This window comes from Candidatus Clostridium helianthi (assembly GCF_045310795.1).
Lineage (GTDB): Bacteria > Bacillota > Clostridia > Clostridiales > Clostridiaceae > Clostridium > Clostridium helianthi.
The window spans coordinates 1-20,418 of record NZ_JBJIAB010000006.1; the positions used below are offsets into that span (position 1 = coordinate 1).

13 protein-coding genes are annotated in these 20,418 nt (G+C 31.0%); 2 read left to right on the plus strand and 11 right to left on the minus strand.

What is annotated here, in order from left to right; translation table 11 throughout:
• A partial coding sequence (locus tag ACJDTP_RS06480) for a transposase (protein ID WP_406760802.1) occupies window positions 1–686 on the plus strand: 686 nt, incomplete at its 5' end.
• Window positions 687–939: 253 nt separating this feature from the next.
• Here ACJDTP_RS06480 and ACJDTP_RS06485 read toward each other — a convergent pair.
• The 10 genes from ACJDTP_RS06485 to ACJDTP_RS06530 form a co-directional block, all read right to left on the minus strand.
• Window positions 940–2,007, minus strand: a complete 1,068-nt coding sequence (locus tag ACJDTP_RS06485) for a mannose-1-phosphate guanylyltransferase (RefSeq protein WP_078116945.1) — start codon at window positions 2,005–2,007, stop codon at window positions 940–942.
• A gap of 115 nt (window positions 2,008–2,122) precedes the next feature.
• Complete coding sequence (locus ACJDTP_RS06490; RefSeq protein ID WP_406760803.1) at window positions 2,123–2,800, minus strand: transaldolase family protein; 678 nt, start codon at window positions 2,798–2,800, stop codon at window positions 2,123–2,125.
• 218 nt (window positions 2,801–3,018) lie between these two features.
• Window positions 3,019–3,954, minus strand: coding sequence for a glycyl-radical enzyme activating protein (locus tag ACJDTP_RS06495; RefSeq protein WP_406760804.1), 936 nt, complete (start codon window positions 3,952–3,954; stop codon window positions 3,019–3,021).
• 3 nt (window positions 3,955–3,957) lie between these two features.
• Complete coding sequence (locus tag ACJDTP_RS06500) at window positions 3,958–6,312, minus strand: glycyl radical protein (protein WP_406760805.1); 2,355 nt, start codon at window positions 6,310–6,312, stop codon at window positions 3,958–3,960.
• 371 nt (window positions 6,313–6,683) lie between these two features.
• Window positions 6,684–8,087 carry an FAD-binding oxidoreductase gene (locus tag ACJDTP_RS06505; protein WP_011967662.1) on the minus strand — a complete coding sequence of 468 codons (1,404 nt, stop codon included), beginning with the start codon at window positions 8,085–8,087 and terminating at the stop codon, window positions 6,684–6,686.
• A gap of 3 nt (window positions 8,088–8,090) precedes the next feature.
• The gene (locus ACJDTP_RS06510; protein WP_026886581.1) at window positions 8,091–9,281 is read right to left on the minus strand and encodes an electron transfer flavoprotein subunit alpha; all 1,191 of its coding nucleotides are present in this window, start codon (window positions 9,279–9,281) and stop codon (window positions 8,091–8,093) included.
• Between the two features lie 56 nt (window positions 9,282–9,337).
• Window positions 9,338–10,126 (minus strand): electron transfer flavoprotein subunit beta/FixA family protein, encoded by a 789-nt coding sequence (locus ACJDTP_RS06515; protein WP_065417003.1) that lies wholly within the window; start codon window positions 10,124–10,126, stop codon window positions 9,338–9,340.
• Window positions 10,127–10,649: 523 nt separating this feature from the next.
• Window positions 10,650–11,351, minus strand: a complete 702-nt coding sequence (locus ACJDTP_RS06520; RefSeq protein WP_078116940.1) for a FadR/GntR family transcriptional regulator — start codon at window positions 11,349–11,351, stop codon at window positions 10,650–10,652.
• A gap of 184 nt (window positions 11,352–11,535) precedes the next feature.
• Window positions 11,536–12,378, minus strand: a complete 843-nt coding sequence (locus tag ACJDTP_RS06525; protein ID WP_406760806.1) for a patatin-like phospholipase family protein — start codon at window positions 12,376–12,378, stop codon at window positions 11,536–11,538.
• 231 nt (window positions 12,379–12,609) lie between these two features.
• Window positions 12,610–14,319 (minus strand): methyl-accepting chemotaxis protein, encoded by a 1,710-nt coding sequence (locus ACJDTP_RS06530; protein WP_406760807.1) that lies wholly within the window; start codon window positions 14,317–14,319, stop codon window positions 12,610–12,612.
• A 564-nt stretch (window positions 14,320–14,883) separates the two neighbouring features.
• Between ACJDTP_RS06530 and ACJDTP_RS06535 the strand changes: the two genes are divergently transcribed.
• Window positions 14,884–17,547 (plus strand): cation-translocating P-type ATPase, encoded by a 2,664-nt coding sequence (locus ACJDTP_RS06535; RefSeq protein ID WP_078116937.1) that lies wholly within the window; start codon window positions 14,884–14,886, stop codon window positions 17,545–17,547.
• Window positions 17,548–17,645: 98 nt separating this feature from the next.
• Here the strand turns inward: ACJDTP_RS06535 and adhE are convergent, their stop codons facing one another.
• Window positions 17,646–20,240, minus strand: a complete 2,595-nt coding sequence (gene adhE, locus ACJDTP_RS06540; protein WP_078116936.1) for a bifunctional acetaldehyde-CoA/alcohol dehydrogenase — start codon at window positions 20,238–20,240, stop codon at window positions 17,646–17,648.
• Window positions 20,241–20,418 lie beyond the last annotated feature (178 nt).

The window sequence follows — 20,418 nt, forward strand, 5'->3', positions numbered from 1 at the left end:
ATTATTCTACCTTTTCGTTAAGAGCTAAGACTTTAGAGAAACATATATATTATGGTATTTATGCTATGTTTGTTGAACTTATTAACCCAGAAACTAGACTATGTGCAATTGATGCTACTGCCCTAAGAAGTTCAAAATACGATAGCGAAGCTAAATCCGGCAAAGGTACACGTCTTGGATATTATAAAGGTTACAAGTTACACTGCATTGCAACAGTTACTGATACTATGATTCCTCTAGTTTTTAGTTTAACAACAGCTAATGTTTACGATAATCAAGTTCAGGATTTACTATATGAAGCTAAAAATTATAATCCATTTTTAATACTTGCTGATGCAGCATATGACTCAGTTGAATGGTTTGAAATTGCTGCAAAACTAGAATTTAATTTATTAGCTGATATAAATATGCGTAAAGCTAAAAGCATTGAGGCGTTCATTGATAAACGATATGAAAATGCTTTATTTTTTGAATCTCCTATCGGAGCGAACCTATATAAAAATAGATTGAAAATAGAGCAATTATTCTCAGTTTTAAAAGGTTTATATAACTTAGAAAATCCAAGGCTCTATGGGCAAGCCCGATACGAACGTCATATAAAATGGGTTTTATTAGCCTATTTAATAGATGAATTTAATAAAAAACAGCAGGGAATAAAATCCAGAAAATATCCTTGGAATCTTTGATTCCTAAGAATATTTTCTCGAATAACTATTTGTAAAAATTAGTTATTCAACAACCTATATTATTATATGCGACCATCTATTGTTTTAGATTTTAAATAGTGTTCTTCCATGACCCCCTTCATTGTTATCTGCTGAACTTCACTCATACCTCTAATAATTGACTTGCTCTAACTTGCACATGCTTTCTAAGTGCATTTCCAAAGATAAATAAGCTGCTTCAATATCATTAAGATATCTCGAAACAGCTTACTTACTATAGAAATTTATTATATTCTTTATTTTCGTTTAGCCTATTTAATAAATGCTTTATTTCCTGATCCTTATTTTTATCCATTACAAGAATGACATCTCCAGCATCTACTACAACTAGATCTTTTATTCCAAACCCAATTATTAGATTCTTGTCCCCAAATATAGAGCAATTCTCGCAATCGTCAATATAAACATTCTTAGATATACTATTATTTCTATAAGTGCTCAGTAGCCTACTTAAAGCGCCAAAGCTTCCCATATCATCCCAACTAAAATCACATTTAATAACATATGCTTTTCTTGTTCTTTGCATAACTCCAAAGTCTATAGAAATTCCGTCTATAAGTTCATATTGCTCTTTTATAACACTCTCTTCATTTTCTTCTCCTAAATTTTTATATATTTCCATCAATGATTTATGCAATTTAGGCAAGTATTTTTCTATTTCTCTTAGGATAACATCAGCTCTAAATATAAACATTCCAGAATTCCATAAATAAGTTCCTTTTAATATAAAGTCCTTAGCCACCTCTGAATTTGGTTTTTCTGTAAACCTTGCAATTTTATAAGTTGGAATACTTCCAGCAGTTCTTTCCCCCATTTCTATATATCCATATCCTGTTTCAGGTCTACTAGGTTCAATCCCAAGTGTAACGATACACCTTCTCCTATTTGCCATTTCTATTGCTTGTGATAAAGTATCTATATAATTCTTCTCACCCTGAATATAGTGATCTGATGGTAATACAACCATTACTGCATTAGCATCTTGTTTTAATAATTTTACTGCAGACAAACCTATACAAGTTGCAGTTTCCTTATTAGCAGGCTCTACAAAAATATTTTCCTCTCTAATTCCTATTAGTTCATCCTTAACCTTTTCTTTGTAGTCCATGTTGGTCACAATATAAATATTATCTCTGTCTATTAATGGTATTATCCTATCAACAGTATTAACTAAGAAACTTTTATCGTTAATTAGCTTTAAAAATTGTTTTGGTTGATCGGCTCTTGATAGAGGATATAGTCTACTGCCCTTACCTCCAGCTAAAATCAGCCCGTATATCACGCATTTTCAACTCCATGTAATGATACTAGTTCATTATATGTCAAAATATTTGTATGTGTGAGTCTATAGTAAAAAGAACACTAAATTATTTCCTTTAAATGCTCTCCTCCATGAATTATAGACCTTCCATTGTATTTCCTTCACCAACTAGGCTATAGAAATCTTTTGTAAATACCTCTACTGCGCTTTTAGTCGCATCATGTTTTATTAATCCTTCTATCACATCTGGTGCTGCTGTAACTGATCCAATTCCATACTTGCACAAATTTAAAACTTGTTGTGAATTTTTGAAACTTGCAGCTAATACATCCGAATTTAATCCATGCATCTTAAACATGTCATGAATATCTTTTGCAACTTGGACTCCATCAGCTCCCATATTATCAATCCTATTTACATAAGGTGCTGTATATCTTGCCCCTGCTTTTGCTGCCATGAATGCTTGCATTGAAGTATAAATAGCTGTTGCTGTGATATTTACATTTTCCTTGCTTAATAATTTCATAGCTTTTATTCCTTCAGGTGTTACAGGAATTTTAATATAAGTATCTTTTCCAAGGACATCTAACATATGATGTGCTTCATTAATCATTTTCTCAGCAGTTAGCGATACTACTTGTGCATGTAATTGTGCACCTTCAGGCAAGAATCCTCTAATTGATTTTAATACCTCCATTGGATTCCCACCCTGTTTTTTTAATATAGATGGATTTGTTGTAACTCCATCACATGGGTAAAATTCATAAATCCTTTTAATAGCCTCTAAGTTTGCATCATCAATTAACATTAACATTTTTCTTCTCCCTCTCTCTTTTTAATTTATATACTTAAATTAAGTAAATGTGTTATAAACACTATAAAGCAATACTACTATTCCAAGAATATATATTCTTATATTGTAATATTCTAAACAATATATATTCTTAAGAATTTTAGAACTTTAGAATATTAGAATAAAACATTTTTATTCATATCTTTTTATTCAACAATAAATGCATATGCATAAATCAACTACTTGACTAAATTTTCTATCCCTGCTGAATAAGCTATATAATAAAATTCCTCCATTTGAGTCTCAGTATACATTTTAGGATTCTCCTCAAAACAGTAATCTAAATTATTGATTAAGTTATATTTTGATTTTGCAAGTGGATTGTAATTTAATAATTCATATCTTGCTTTTGAGTAAATGCTTGAAATATATCCACTTATATCATAAATATTATTTTTAGTTGCTGTAAATTGAGGTATTAGCGGAGTTCTGATAATCACATTGTCTTTCTTATTGCTTTCTAAAATAAACTTGATGTTCTTTTTGATTAGTTCATTACCTACACCAGTAAAAACCTTATGCTTATCATTATCAAATACCTTTAAATCTGCAAAAATTGTATCTAAATAAGGCAGCGCTTCTATTATATATTCAGTCGGAACGAATAAAGAAGTTTCAATTGCTGTGTTTATCCCAGCCTCTTTTAACATTTTAAGTAATGCAACTACAAATTCTTTCTGGTACAATGGTTCTCCTCCAGATAAAGTTACTCCACCACCGTATTTAAAAAACACTTTATCCTTCAGTGCTATTTCTATAACTTCATCTAAAGTATAATTTTTAGAATCCATAGTCAACGCACCGGTCGGACAAATATCTGTAGCAATCTTATTTTGTTCATCTGTACATTTATCTTGAACAACACATATTTTATTATTTTCTCGTATAATTGATTTATTAGAGCATTTTTTAATACATAACTCACAATTAATACATTTATTTTCAAAATGAATCAAATGCTCCTCTGGAGAAATACCTTCCGGATTCTGACACCAAACACATTTAAGCGGACATCCTTTTAAAAAAATTGTTGTTCTTATGCCATCACCATCATGTATTGAAAATCTCCTTATATCAAAAATTCTTCCTGTTAAAGATGTATAATATTTTTCCATATGCTATATATCCCCATAACTTGTTCTTGCTATAATTTCGTTTTGCAATTCTCCTGCAAGTTCAGTGAAATATGCTGTATATCCTGCTACACGCACAGTTAAACTACGATAATTTTCAGGATCTTTTTGTGCTGCTAATAAATCTTCTTTACGCAAAACATTAAATTGAATATGTGGTATTTCTAAATCTACAAAGGTTCTTAAGAAGCTAGCAAACTTATCTCTCCCAATCTCATTCTTAAAAAACTCAGGCAAGAACTTCATATTTAATAAGCCACCATTAGTAGTTAATACATTATCTAATTTTGATACAGATTTTAAAACAGCTGTAGGTCCTGAAATGTCTCTTCCATATACAGGTGACATGCCCCCGTCAGCTAAAGGTGCCTTTGCATATCTTCCATCTGCAGATGCTCCTACATTTTCACCCATTGGAACATGGGCCGATACTGTATACATTCCTGTATGATATTTACCTCCACGATAGTTTGTATAAGATTTAAGCTTTCCATTGAAATATCTTGCCCATTTAGCACCAATTTCATCTACCCATTCAATATCATTCCCGTATTTAGGTGCACGATTTAATAGCATAGCCCTTATAACTTCATATCCCTCAAAGTTATTTTGAAGAGCTTTTAACAAATCCTCTTTAGAAATTCTCTTTTCATCGTATACTAAAAGTTTTATTGCAGCCAAGCTATCTGCTAAATTTGCAACTTGTATCATTTGAATTCCTGACAAATTATATACTGCTCCACCTGCTGTAACATCTACACCTTTCTCAATGCAATCGTCAATAACTGACGATAAGAATGGCGAAGGTAAAACATCTATATGAGCTTTTTCAACTTGTTCACATGCTAAAATCATTCTATCGATGAAATAATCTATTTGCTTAGCAAATGCTTCTTCTAAATCTTCATACTTTTCGTAAGTGATTAGGTTACCTAAGTCTTGAGCCAATGAATCTCCTGAAATTAAGCATTTTCCACCATTTAGAGTAAGCTCTAAAACCTTATTTAAATTGAACATTGCTGCATCACTCCAACCAAGATTATTACCTTGAGTTGTAAGCTCTACGCATCCAACAATTGCATAGTCTCTTGCATCTTTCTCTTTAATTCCTAAGTCTATCATAGACGGCACTACTGATTCATCGTTAAAGAACTGTGGCATTCCACTGCCTTTTGCCACAACTTTTATGCTCTCTTTCAATAGTTTTTCTGATGTGTTCTTATGAAGTCTTACAGATAAGTTAGGTTGTGGCAGACCTAAATGTTCTTGAGCTTTTAGGAATAAGAAAGATAATTCATTTGAAAAATCATTACCTTTTTCATCTTGGCCACCAATTGCAATATTAAATCCTATAGGAAATCCTGCAAAAAATTTAGCACTATGGGAATTTCTTAAATAAACTATTTCATTAAACTTAAGCCAAAGACATTCAATTATTTCTAAAGCCTTTTTATCATCTATATTTCCAAGTTGTATATCTCTTTTATAATATGGATATAAAAATTCATCCATTCTTCCTGGTGAGAATGATGATGCATTTGACTCCATGTGAAGTATCACAAATAGAAACCAAATTGCTTGCACTGCCTCATGGAAAGTTTGTGCCGGCCTTCTAGAAATATTCTTACAAATCTCTGCAACTTGAAGCATATCTGATACTAATTCTTCCTCGCAGATTGACTCAGCTTTTTCTTTCAGCAAGTCATGGTATCTCATCATAAATTCTTGAGCACCTTCCATAACAATGATTACACTTTCATAAAATTCTTTACTTTCTTTTGTAGCATTCTTCATTTTTTTAATAGCTCTTTGTTTAATTCCTTCTGGACCTAAAGCAAGCCACTCTCTACAATTTGGACAAATATGTCCTTGAGCATGGTCTTTTTGATTTATCTTTACCACTTTTGCAATTTCATCAATTTCTTTTCCATATCTCTGTCTAATGACATCCTCTAATGAGTTTCCATCCCAATATGGCTTAATCACTTTTCGAAATGTTTCTATATCATTTAAATTCACATTAAATTTATCTTGAGGTCTAGTTGGCAAGGATTCAAATTCTTTATCAATCCATGAGCTACCGCTCTCTGGAAAAACAACACCATATCTCACCCCTTTAGTACGGTTACCCACTATTAACTCTTCATCATCAACACCAATTTCTAATTTTGAAAGAGAACTCTTTAATGCTAATGCCCTTTTTATAATAACTGGTTTATCTTCATTCTCTTTATAAGTTTCAGTTATTATAAGTGCTTGTTCTATAGATGCATATCTTTTTTCAGATAACATCTTCTTCTTTAAATTTTTAATTCTTCGAGACATTGCTAATTCATCCATTTCTCTTTCTCCTTTCTGCTTACTTATTATTATTTGCTATCATTATATTCTTATTTTATATTATTTAAAATTAATTTTCAATGTATTTTTTATTATTTCTTATAGTTTTATTAAACTAATATTGGTTTATTTATTGAAGGCTATTTGACTTAAGCATAGATAAAAGTTTAGCTATCTAGTTTATCTTATAATTAAAAATTAATTATTAAATCTTAAAAGCTTTATGATTAATTCATTCTAAATAAAAAATAAGCTGTCTCAAGATAGAAATCTAAATTTCTATTTTAAGACAGCTTTGATTTGTAAATAAAGCGTAGTTAAATTACTTATATTTATAATTTGCTAGTATTCTAATTAAATACTTTTTTATTCTATTCACATACTTTTCCTGGATTTAATATGTTCTTAGGATCAAAAGCTAATTTAATTCCTTGCATTATTCCAATACATTCACTTGGAAGTGATTCTTTTAAATATCCCTTCTTTGCAAATCCTATTCCATGTTCTCCTGACACCTGTCCATCTAATTCTTTAGCTTTATTATACATTATTTGCATAACTTCTTTTAATTTAGATTCCCATGCTTCTTGGTCAAGGTCATCTCTTAATATATATATATGAAGATTTCCATCGCCTGCATGCCCAAAGCTTTTTATTCTTATATTAGCAGTACGTTCAAGTTCATGAGTAAATGTTACAAATTTTCCTATTTGATTTCTTGGAACAACAACATCAACTTCATCCATTTCAGTAGTTAATGCTTTAATTGCTTCAAGGAAACAACCTCTAGCTGACCATATTGATTCTTGTCTTTCTTCAGTGTCTGATATTAATACATCTAAAGCTCCAGCTTCTAAACAAATATTCGCTACGTTTTCATAATCCTTTTCAATTTCTTCTGTGGAATTTCCATCGAAAGTTAATAATAGGTATGCATCAGATGATTTATCTGGAAAACTTTTTCCTAAAAATTCTTCTGCAGCAAGTATCGCTTCTCTCTGCATAAATTCGATTGCTGTTGGTATTGACTTAGATTTAATTATTTTAGGAACAGTCTCTATCGCTCTTTCGAGACTTTCAAAAGGAATAAGCAAGCTTAAAGCCTTTTTAGGAAGTGGTAACAATTTCAAAATAGCCTTTGTTACTATTCCTAAAGTTCCTTCTGAACCAACAATTAAATCCTTTAGTGCATATCCTGAGCTGTTTTTAACTACTTTTCCTCCTAGATTTACTATATCGCCATTTGGTAATACAACCTCAAGTCCTCTTACATAGTCTCTAGTCACTCCATATTTTACAGCTCTCATACCTCCTGCATTAGTACTTATATTTCCTCCAATTGTTGCTGATTTTTCACCTGGATCTGGTGGATAAAATAAGTCAAATTCTTGAACATATTTACCTATCTCCATAAGTAATACACCTGGTTCTAATGTAAGAGTCAAATTTTCTTCATCTAATTCTAAAATTTTATTCATCCTGCTAAGGTCTATAACTATTCCGCCTTTAAGTGGAACCGCTGCTCCAACAAGTCCTGTTCCTGATCCCCTTGGAGTAACAGGAATATTATTCTCATAGGCATATTTCATTACTTTTGAAACTTCATCAGCACTTATAGTTTGAATAACTATATCAGGCATTTTCTTAATTCCGCCTAATTCATCATGGCTATAGTCTTCATTTATTTCTTCTCTAAAGAAAACTCTCTCCAAATCATTCTCTGCTATAGATAATATATATTCATAATCTTTTAATTCAACTTCTTTGTAACTCATCACCTATGCCTCCTTAGCCATTTTTATTTTTTCTATTAATTCTGGAATTATTTCATACAAGTTTCCAACAACTCCATAGTGAGCAACCTTAAATATTGGTGCTTTATCATCAGCATTTATAGCAAATATATAATCTGAATTATTCATTCCAGCTGTAAATTGAACTGCTCCAGATATTCCACAAGCTATGATAAGTCTTGGCCTTACAGTTCTACCGCTTAATCCAATTTGTCTCTTTGCATCAACCCAGCCTGCCTCTATTAGAGGTCTAGTACATGCAAATTCTGCTCCTAAAAGTTTAGCTAATTCTTTTACTAATTCTAAATCCTTTTCTGATTTAATTCCTCTTCCTGCTGCAACTATTACTTCAGCATCACTTATTCCTACTTCAGCATCTTTTTTCTTTATACTAAGGGCTGTAATTTTAGATAAAAGTTTTTCCTTATCTATAGAACATTCTACTATTTCTCCTGAAATATCATCATTTCTTTTTGGAGCTGTCATAACTTTATATCTAACAGTTGCTAATTGAGGTCTAGAATTTGGAGTAACTATCTGAGCCATTATATTACCACCAAATGCTGGTCTAATTTGAACCAAATCTGTATTTTCCTTCATATCTAATATTGTACAATCTGCTGTAAGTCCAGTTTTAAACCTAGCTGCTATTCTTGGCGCTAAAGATCTACCTATAGTTGTGGCACCAACTAAAATCGCTGTTGGTTTTACATTATTTATAAAATCTCCGAAAGCAGCTGTATATGGTTCTATTCTAAAATATTTTAATTCCTCATCGTCATATACAAATACCTTATCTACACCATAATGTAATAATTCTTCAGCTTTATGAGAAATATTATTTCCGATAAATACAGCATATACTGGATGATTTATCTTTCCTGCTAATTCTCTTGCCTTTCCTATTAGCTCATAAGTAACAGGATGTATTTCTCCATCTACATGATCAACATAAACGCCTATTCCATTCCAAAGACTTTTATCTATCTCTTTGACTTGCTCCTCTATATATTCAACAGCTCCTTTAGGTCCCTTTTTAACGCAAAGCTTACACATTTTACATGCTCCACTTATTTCAACAACTCCATTATTATTTTCAAGGGCACCAAAAGGACATATTTTAATTAACTCATCAATATCTAATATTTTCTCTTGATTTACTACTAACTTTGCCATAACGCATTCTCCCCTTTAATTATCTTTGTGAGATATCTTTACTAAATATTTAATACCTAAATGAATTTCAATTCTTTTAATTTCTCTCCCATTTTTCCGCTTAATTCACTAGAACTGCCTGTCCACATTTCTCTATCATTATTAACCTCTGGTGGAAATATTCTCTCTACTTGAGTTGGTGATCCATTAAGTCCATAATTTTTCTCATCTTTATCATCAAAATCTTTTAGGCTTAATATCTTTATTTCTCTGTCTTTAGTTGAAAGTTTTTTTCTATAAGAAGGTAACCTAGGTTCGAAAATTCCTTTATCTACAGTTATTAGGCATGGATAAGCTATCTTTACTGTTTCAATACTTTCTGGCATATCCATTTCAACTGTGATTGTTGAGTCTTCTACTTTAACTATGTCCTTAACGTTAGCTACATGTGGTATGTTTAACCATTCAGCCATTTCAGATCCTACCTGCGCTGTATCTCCATCTGTTGTTTGCTTACCGCAAATAATAAGTTCGAAATCTCCCATCTTTTTCACGCCTTGAGCTATTGTATACGATGTAGCTAGAACATCAGCTCCTCCAAATTTTCTGTCTGATAATAATGTACCTTCATCAGCACCCATTGTGTAAGCTTCCTTAATTACACTTAAAGCTTGATTTGGGCCCATACTTAAGACTTTAACAGTTCCTCCTTCACTCTCCCTAATCTTAAGAGCTGTTTCAAGAGCATACAAATCATATGGATTCATTTTGGAGTCTATGCCATCTCTTTTCAAAACTCCTGTAACTGGATCAACCTCAACTTTAGATGTTCCTGGTACCTGCTTAATGCAAACTAAAATATTCATGATAACTTCCTCCTAAAACTGTATTTTAAATTCCAAACACTGATTGGCAAAGTAATAGTAGTAATCTTGTCAAAACAATGTGGAATAAACAAACTTTTAAAACTTATTCCAATATACTTCTTGATAAAATCCAATATCAGTTTAATTATTCCGCTATATATAATAGTTTTTGCTAGAGTCACAATAAAACTAATTTATTCCTCCTCTTTCTCAACATGTCATACCAATCTTAAATTGGTATGACCAATTTCAACTTAATTATACTTTCCAAAATATAGTTTGTAAAGTATTGTTATTTATTTAACAAAAAATGTTTACATTGTCTTTATTCCAATATACTCCTTAGTGCCTCATATTCTATATCTTTTTGCTTATATAAAATTTAATAAAAATTCAATTTATATTTTTGATTGATCATAATTTAACATTTTTTGTTTAAAATATAACAAAAATAAAATGGATAAAAAAAATAACCTCACTGACGATTATCTTTTATCCATCTTATTTTTAAAACAGTATATTTTTATTTTTTATACCCATAGGCTTCTCGAATTAAATCAAAGTGCTCTACCATAGCATTATGAGCTTTATTAGCATCTCTGCATTTCAAAGCCCTTACTAAATTCTCATGAATCTCTAATAAATTCCCCCTAGTTTTTCCTGTATGTAAAATTTGCGCTCTTGATTTTCGAATGAATTCATCCATAAGCTGGGATATGACTTCAAGAACATTTATAAGTAAAGTATTTCTTGAGGTTTTCGCTATTAAATAATGGAACTTAATATCAAGTTCAAGACTCTCGGCCTCATTTTCTGCTATATACATTCTATCTAATATTGCTGCTAAAAGCTCCAGCTCATTATTTTCTATATTTTTAGCGGATAACCTAGCACAACGAAGCTCTAATGTTTCTCTTAAATCATACATTTCTTCAATTGAACTTTCTTGTAACATAAACATGACAGAAAGAGGTTCAAATAGTGAATTATCAAAATTAGTTTTTATATAATTTCCTGCGCCTTGCCTGCTTTCCACAAGCCCTACCACTTCTAACGCTCTCAATGCCTCTCTTATTGATGCACGTGATACTCCTAGAGATTCTGACATTTCTCTTTCTGATGGTAATCTATCTCCCTTTTTTAATTTACCACTTTTTATGTTGTTCTTAATTTGTTCTATAACTTGATGATATACTTTAGGTGTTTTGCTATTGGATGTAAACATATATATCTCCCTTGTTCGCTTTATTGTCTAAAATTTTATATTTTATTAGTACATTATACATCAAAAACAGCTAGAATCCTACATTTGCAGATTTTAAAATTAGTTCTATTCTACTTAAGCACATTCACAATACATACTAATTTATCTATTTAAAAATACTTCTCTAAAATATTATATTTAAATACTATCCAATATACTTAAGTATTTTTTCTTTATTTTGAATAATCAAATCATACCCATTTTGATATATTGCTTTTAGTTTACTTTTATTTCTCTCAAATCTACTTATATCCATACTTATACTTGGTCTTATTATAAATGCTTTCCCACTTTCCTCTAATTCTTTGCAGTAATCAAGTTGCTCATTATATTTAATATGCCTATTTTTTAGTACATCTGCAAGCTTTGGATACTTATTTTTATAAAGTCTATAAGTCACTTCATTGGCTTTAGATTTTGCCTTTCTATACCCTTCATTCCTTGTTAATACTATTATATGTTTGTCATTGCCATCCTCTATTGACTTATTAATTGGTATAGGCTCTGAAAGACCTCCGTCAGCATAATATTGTCCATCTATCTTTTCAAATGGAAATACTAATGGTATTGCTATACTTGCTCTAAGAATTGAATTCCTCTTATCCAATAAATCTTTATCAAAATACTCATTCTTCCCAGTCTCAATATTAAAAGCACCTGCTAACATCTTTCCATCAAATTCATAAAATGCCTTATAATCAAATGGACAATGCTTATTAGGTATCTCGTCAAATACAAATTCTAAATCCATAAGAGATTTACATCTAATTAAATTTCTATAACTGATATACCTCTTATTATCCATAAATCTTTCCATTATCTCTAAGTTTCTTCCTCTTTGCTTAGAAACATATGAATATGCGTTAGTAGCGCCTGCAGATACCCCTACTATATACTTTATTTCTGCTTTTATATCCAAAAATGCGTCTAACACACCTGCTGTAAATAATCCTCTGAATGCTCCGCCTTCAAGTACAAGTCCTGTCATAAAAAAACCTCCATACGCAATAAATACTATTATATATTATAACTTAAATAATAAATTTAATCACATAAAAACTTACATAAATGGAGTTTCTAGTTTTTTAATAAAGTCATTTATTCTTAGTTGCTATATATTAAATTTCTTAAATTTATAATAAAAATGAGAATCTCTATAATTCTAATAACATAGAGATTCCCATGATAAATTAATATTTATGTTTATCTATTTTTAACATTAAAAAACGAACTTCTCAATTTGGGATGTAATTTGCTGCATTATATCTTTCAACTCTTCTGCAGATTTAGAAACCTTATGTGCTGAATTATCCATTTCATGAGCTGATACCGATATCTCCTGAGATGCAGCTGAATTTTCTTCCGATACCGCCGATGATAATTCCACATTTTCTACTATATTGTTTTTTCTATTATTAATATCAACTATTGAATCATTTATCTCATGAACTTGAGGAACTATATCACCTATAGATTCTACTATTTCTTTAAATGAAACTATGGTTGATGCTATTGTATGAATCTGCTCCTCTAATTTCTTGTTAGCAACACCTGTTGTTTCTTCAACTAATTTAGTTTCGGAACTTATGTCACCTAGCAAATTATTAATATCTTCTGATGAACTTTTAGATTGCTCTGCTAATTTTCTAATTTCATCTGCAACAATTGAAAATCCCTTACCTGCTTCACCTGCTCTTGCCGCTTCAATAGCTGCATTTAAGGCTAATAAATTAGTTTCATCTGCTATTTCATTAATCATATTAGTTATTTCTGTTATTTTATTTACACTTAAACTTAATTTATTAACTTTCCTTTGTGCTTCATTATAAGATTCTGCAATTTCATTTATCGATATACCTATATTTCTCAATCTTTCATCGCTAATATTAGCTTCATTACTAATATTAATAGTGCTTTTGTCCACTTTCTCTACAGATCTTGTTATTGAATCTAATTTATCACTAAAAGAACTTAAATTATTGTTTATTGACATAAGTCTTTCAGATTGTTCATTAGATCCTTCTGCTATATCATGAATTGAACTAGATACATCTCCTATATAATGCTTCATTTTTTCTGAAACCCTTGAAAGCTCTATTGATTGTTCTGTAACAAGATTCGAATCTTCCTTTACTGTAGATATAATTGATGCAATAGATGCTATAGTCTTGCTTAATGCATTCTGCATCACTCCAAATTCGTTCGTGGATTCAGTATCAAACTTTACAGTGAAATTTCCTTCTGATAAAATCGAAACTTTATGTACAAATTCTTTAATTGAATTCTTAATCATGAATATTATATATGTTGACATAAACGCCAGAGCCAGAATTGATATACTCAATATACTTATAAACATAAATATATTTTTTCTATATGCACTCATAGATTTATTAATCTCGCTTGTAGCTTTATCCTTTTGAAGTTGAACCAATGCCTTATTATCTTGAGCAATTTGATTTCCATATACCCCCATAGCATCATTTGTAATCTTTTTATCTGGAGTTAAGTCTTGTTTTCTTTGATCAATAATACCAGGTATGTACGAATAATATTGTTCATATTCTTCTTTAAATTTCATAACTAATTGGTGTTCTTCTGAATTATTTTCTGATTCTTTGGCCTGTCTATTTACTATTTCCGTTATATTCGCATTTAATTCTAGCATGGTCTTTTCATTTGCTTCATCAAATGGTCTATCTATTATTTTTGTTAAAGTATTTCTTAAAACGCCCATACTGCCATTAACATCACCCCAATCACTAAGTTTTGGAATAACATTATTATACATTGTCAAGTTGGCATCATACATTTTAGATGTATTTAAATAACCTAAAACTCCAATAGTAATTGTAGATATCAAAGATAAAATTACTATTATAATTATACTCCTTATGATTTTCACATCTTTTACTTTTTTTAATCTCACTTCAACTTCCCCCTATGGTTTAAACATATACATACATAACATCGCATTGTTAACGTGTGCAGTTATAATTATACATATTAATTAAAATTATAACAATAGTTATAATTTTACATACATACAAAACAATAATTCACTTATTTACATTTTTATATAATATAAATAATATATATCGTATGAAATACCGCTTAGTGTATTGACGTAAACTATATAAAATGCTATAATCATTACATAAAATAAATCACTACATTAAAAGGGAGTAGTTATAAATATAGCATCAACAATCGCGACTATATTGTTAGTCTGGTGTTATATACCCTAACAGGTAACGAGACTTTTAATATAACTTCAAATTTTTGAAGTTATATTAAAAGTCTTTTTTGTTGTTAATTTATCCGATATCTATCATCAGTAACACCCCTTCTTCAATTGGGTATAACAACTGTACATTTCTGGATGAGGTACCCCTTGAGGGTATAAGTTAAACTCTACCTGAAAATGTTCACTTTATAGACTTTAGCCAATTATGTACTTATTAAATTTTTTCTTTGAAAGGAAGATGCCATAATGAAAAAATATTTTTCTAAAACAGTAGAAGAATCTCTTAAAACCTTCGATGTGACTTTAAATGGACTGACGAGCGAAAAAGCTAATGAAATATTAGACTCTGTAGGCGAAAATACCTTAAATGAAAAAAAGAAAAAAAGCATTCTATCCGTATTTCTAGAACAATTTAAGGACTTATTAGTAATTATATTAATTGCTGCTGCTATAATTTCAGCTATGACTGGAAATATGGAAAGTACTTTTGTAATTTTAGCTGTTATAACTATGAATTCTATTTTAGGTACCGTTCAATACGTTAAAGCTGAACAATCTCTAGCTAGTCTAAAAGCGCTATCTGCGCCTAATGCTAAAGTTATTCGGAATGGAGTTAAAATTGAAATACCTTCTAAAACTGTAGTTCCAGGAGATATTTTGATACTAGAGGCTGGAGACTTAGTTGTTGCTGATGGTAGAATTTTAGAAAACTTCTCTCTTAAAGTTAATGAGAGTTCATTAACTGGTGAATCTGAGAGTGTGGATAAGTTCTCTGATGTTATTGATAAAGATGAGGTTGCTTTAGGTGATCAAAAAAATATGGTTTTCTCTAGTTCACTAGTCACTTATGGACGTGCTACTGTTCTTGTAACTAATACTGGTATGAATACTGAGCTTGGTAAAATAGCTACTCTTATGGAAGAAACTCAAGAAAAAAGTACCCCGCTTCAAATTTCCTTGGATGAGTTTTCTAAGAAGTTAGCCTTTGGGATAATTGGTATCTGTGTTATTGTATTTGGATTAAGTATGCATAGAGGTATTGATCTATTAGATTCATTAATGTTTGCTGTTGCTCTTGCTGTTGCCGCTATTCCTGAAGCGCTTAGTTCTATAGTTACAATTGTTCTTGCCATAGGTACACAATCAATGGCCAAAGAGAATGCTATCATTAAAAAGCTAAAAGCTGTTGAAGGCCTTGGATGTGTATCTGTTATTTGTTCTGATAAAACTGGTACATTAACTCAAAATAAGATGACTGTTAAAAAGATTTTCGTTGATAATAAGTTAATTGATAGTACTAAAATAGATTTCAAAAATTCTGATTCAAATTTCCTTTTAACTAGCTCTGTACTATGTAACGATTCTACTTCAAAAGATGGTGCTGAGATAGGAGATCCAACAGAAGTTGCTTTAGTAAACTTAGGGCATAAATACTCCTTAAATGAAATTGAATGTAGAAATAATTACCCGAGGCTTAAAGAGATTCCTTTTGATTCTGATAGAAAACTAATGAGTACTCTTCACAAGATTAATGGAAAATATATAATGGTTACTAAAGGTGCTCTTGATGTATTACTAGATAGGGTGACTTCGATAAAAACTTCAGCTGGAGTAACACACTTCACTAACAATGATAATATCAATATAAATAATGTTAATAGAGAATTATCATCCCAAGGATTAAGAGTTTTAGCATTTGCTTATAGAGAGCTTAATGAAAATAAAGAACTCACTTTAGATGATGAATATGATTATACTTTCTTAGGTTTAATTTCAATGATTGATCCACCTAGAGAAGAATCTAAAGCAGCTGTTAGTGACTGTATTAAAGCTTCTATTAAACCAATTATGATTACTGGAGACCACAAGATTACAGCTTCTGCTATTGCTAAAGAAATTGGAATATTGCAAGATGGTGACTTAGCTGTAGAAGGCTTGGAGCTTGATAAAATGTCCGATGACGAACTCAACTCAAAATTAAAGCACATTTCCGTTTACGCAAGAGTATCTCCAGAACATAAAATAAGAATAGTTAAAGCATGGCAAAACAAAGGTAAAATTGTAGCTATGACTGGAGATGGTGTTAATGATGCACCTGCATTAAAGCAAGCTGATATTGGTATTGCAATGGGTATAACAGGTACTGAAGTTTCAAAAGATGCTGCTTCAATGATTTTAACAGACGATAACTTTGCTACTATTGTTAAATCAGTTACTAATGGGCGAAATATCTATGCTAATATAAAGAATTCAATAAAATTCCTACTTTCAGGTAATACTTCTGGAATTCTTGCAGTACTATATTCATCAATATTTGCGCTCCCTGTTCCATTTGCAGCTGTGCACTTATTATTCATAAACTTATTAACAGATAGTTTACCTGCTATAGCAATTGGTATGGAAAAATCTAAAAAAGATGTTTTAAAAGATAAACCTAGAGATGCCAAAGAATCTATTTTAACTAAAGATTTTATAATAGATATTTGTAGTCAAGGTTTGCTGATTGGAATATTCACTATGGTTTCTTATCATATTGGTTTAGCTACTGGAAGCCATGGGCTTGCAATGACTATGGCATTTAGTACCTTATGTTTAGCTAGATTATTCCACGGATTTAACTGCCGAGGCAAAAAATCCATCTTTGCCCTTGGAGTTTTTAATAATAAATTTAGTTGGATTGCCTTTATATCAGGTGTTGTACTTGTAAATGCAGTTTTACTTATACCAGCACTTCAAGGATTATTTGAAATAACTCCACTTACTACTAATGAGTTAATGTTAGTTCACTTATTTGCTTTCATTCCAACTTTAATAATACAAACTATTAAGGTTGTTAGAGATTTTATTGAAAGAAAAAATGAAAAGAATAGAGATAGAGACGTTAATGATTCAACTATGAGGGCTGCATAAAATACCTTTAATATTATATAATTAAATTAATGAAAGAGCTGTATCAAAATTACTTAATTATTTTGATGCAGCTCCTTTTCTTCTATTATTTATAGTTTTTACTTACTACTGCCATTATACGATTTTATGTACATCTCTTTAATTTCACTCATTAAAGGATATCTTGGATTTGCACCTGTACATTGATCATCAAAAGCCTGTTCTACCATTTCATCCATTGATGCATAGAACTTTTCTTCTGAAACTCCAAATTCTTTTATGCTTTTTGGTATTCCAACTTTGGCCTTTAAATCATCTATTGCTTTGATTAATAGTTCAACCTTTTCTTCTTCTGTATTTCCTCCTAGATTTAGATAATCAGCTATTCTAGCATATCTCCATCCTGCATTTGGATATTTATATTGTGGGAATGCTGCTTGCTTTCTAGGTGCATCTGTTGCATTAAATCTAATTACTTCATCTATTAATAATGCATTTGCTATTCCGTGAGGTACATGATGGAATGCACCTAATTTATGAGCCATTGAGTGGCATACGCCCAAAAATGCATTAGCAAAGGCCATACCTGCTACAGAAGATGCATGGGCCATCTTTTCTCTAGCTTTAATATTTGTAGTTCCTCCATTATATGCATCTGGTAAGTATTTAAATGTTAATCTTATTGCTTCTAGAGCTAACCCATTTGTATACTCAGACGCTAGCACTGAAACATAGGCCTCAATTGCATGAACTAAAGCATCTATCCCTGAAGCTGCTGTTAATCCTTTAGGCATACTCATCATAAGTTCTGCATCTATTATAGCCATATTAGGAGTTAATGCATAATCTGCAAGTGGATACTTAACTCCTGTTTGTTGATCTGTTATAACTGCAAATGGAGTTACTTCTGATCCAGTTCCTGCTGATGTTGGAATTGCAACTAAAATTGCCTTTTCTCCCATTGGAGGGAATTCATATACCCTCTTTCTAATATCCATAAATCTCATTGCTAAGTCTTCAAATCTAACATCTGGATGCTCATACATTACCCACATAATTTTTGCAGCATCCATAGGCGATCCTCCACCTATAGCTATAATAACATCTGGATTAAAATCTCTCATTGCATCTGCACCTAACTTTGCAGCCTTTAATGTTGGATCAGGTTCTACATCTGAAAATATCTTGTATTCTATATGATTTTCACTTAAGATATCTGTAATCTTATGAGTATAACCTAAATCAAATAATACTCTATCTGTTACTATGAATGCCCTTTTCTTCTTCATTGCATTTAATTCTTCTAAAGCAATTGGAAGACATCCGAATTTAAAGTAGATTTTGTCTGGAACTCTGAACCAAAGCATATTTTCTCTCCTCTCAGCAATTCTTTTAACATTAATTAGATGCTTAGGGCCTACATTTTCCGATATTGAATTTCCACCCCAAGATCCACAGCCAAGAGTCAATGATGGTGCTAATTTAAAGTTATATATATCTCCGATTGCACCTTGAGATGCAGGCATATTTATTAAAGTTCTAGCAGTCTTCATGGCTACTCCGAACTTCTCTATTCTATCCACTGATTCCACTTGATTTGTATAAAGTATTGATGTATGACCAAATCCACCTAATTCTATCATTCTTGAAGCCAATCTTAGTGCATCATCAAAAGTTTTAGCTTTATACATGCCTAATATTGGTGACAATTTTTCATGTGAAAATGGTTCTTCTAATTCAGGTGATTCAACTTCACCTATTAATACTTTAACAGCTTCAGATACTTCAACCCCAGCCATCTTTGCAATCTTGTAAGCTGATTGACCAACAATCTCTGAATTTAAAGATCCCTTTGAATCTAATATTATACTTCTAACCTTATCTACCTCATCACCTTTAAGTATATAAGCTCCTCTTTCATCTAGTTCTTTTCTAACTTCATCATATACTGATTCCATAGCTATAATACTTTGTTCTGATGCGCAAACTACTCCGTTATCAAAAGTTTTAGAAAGTAAAATTGAGTTTACAGCCATCTTTATATGTGCTGTATCATCAATTATAGCTGGAGTATTTCCTGCTCCAACTCCAATAGCTGGTTTTCCTGATGAATAAGCAGCTCTAACCATTCCTGGACCTCCAGTGGCTAATATAATATCTGATTCAGCCATTACATTTCTGGATAATTCTATTGATGGCTCATCTATCCATCCAATTATTCCTTTTGGTGCACCAGCTCTTTCTGCTGCCTCTAGAACTATTTTTGCTGCTGCTATAGTTGAATTCTTTGCTCTAGGATGTGGACTTATAATTATTCCGTTCCTTGTTTTTAATGCAATCAATGTTTTAAATATAGCTGTTGATGTTGGGTTTGTTGTTGGCACGATTGCAGCTATTACCCCTATAGGTTCAGCGATATGAGTTATTCCGAACATTTCATCTCTCTCTATAACTCCACAGGTCTTTGTATCTTTATATTGGTTATATATGTACTCAGCTGCAAAGTGATTTTTTATTACTTTATCTTCTACTATTCCCATGCCGCTTTCTTCTACTGCCATTTTAGCAAGGGTAATTCTTGCATCATTAGCTGCCATAGCTGCCTGTCTAAATATCTCATCTACCTCCTCTTGGGAAAACTTTGCAAATTCTCTTTGAGCTTCTCTTATTTGCTCTATTCTTTTTGTCAATTCTTCTGGATTTGTAACTCTCATTTTCTACCTCCAAAATTATTTTCTAAATTTTTATACTCAAATTACTTTTGTATATTAGTTTTACTTACTATAAACAAACTGTGTATAGTTTATCCTGAAAATAATATTTAATTTATCCCATATCAAAATAATTGCTAAGGTATCTAATAAAAATATAAATTATATATTCATTTGCAAT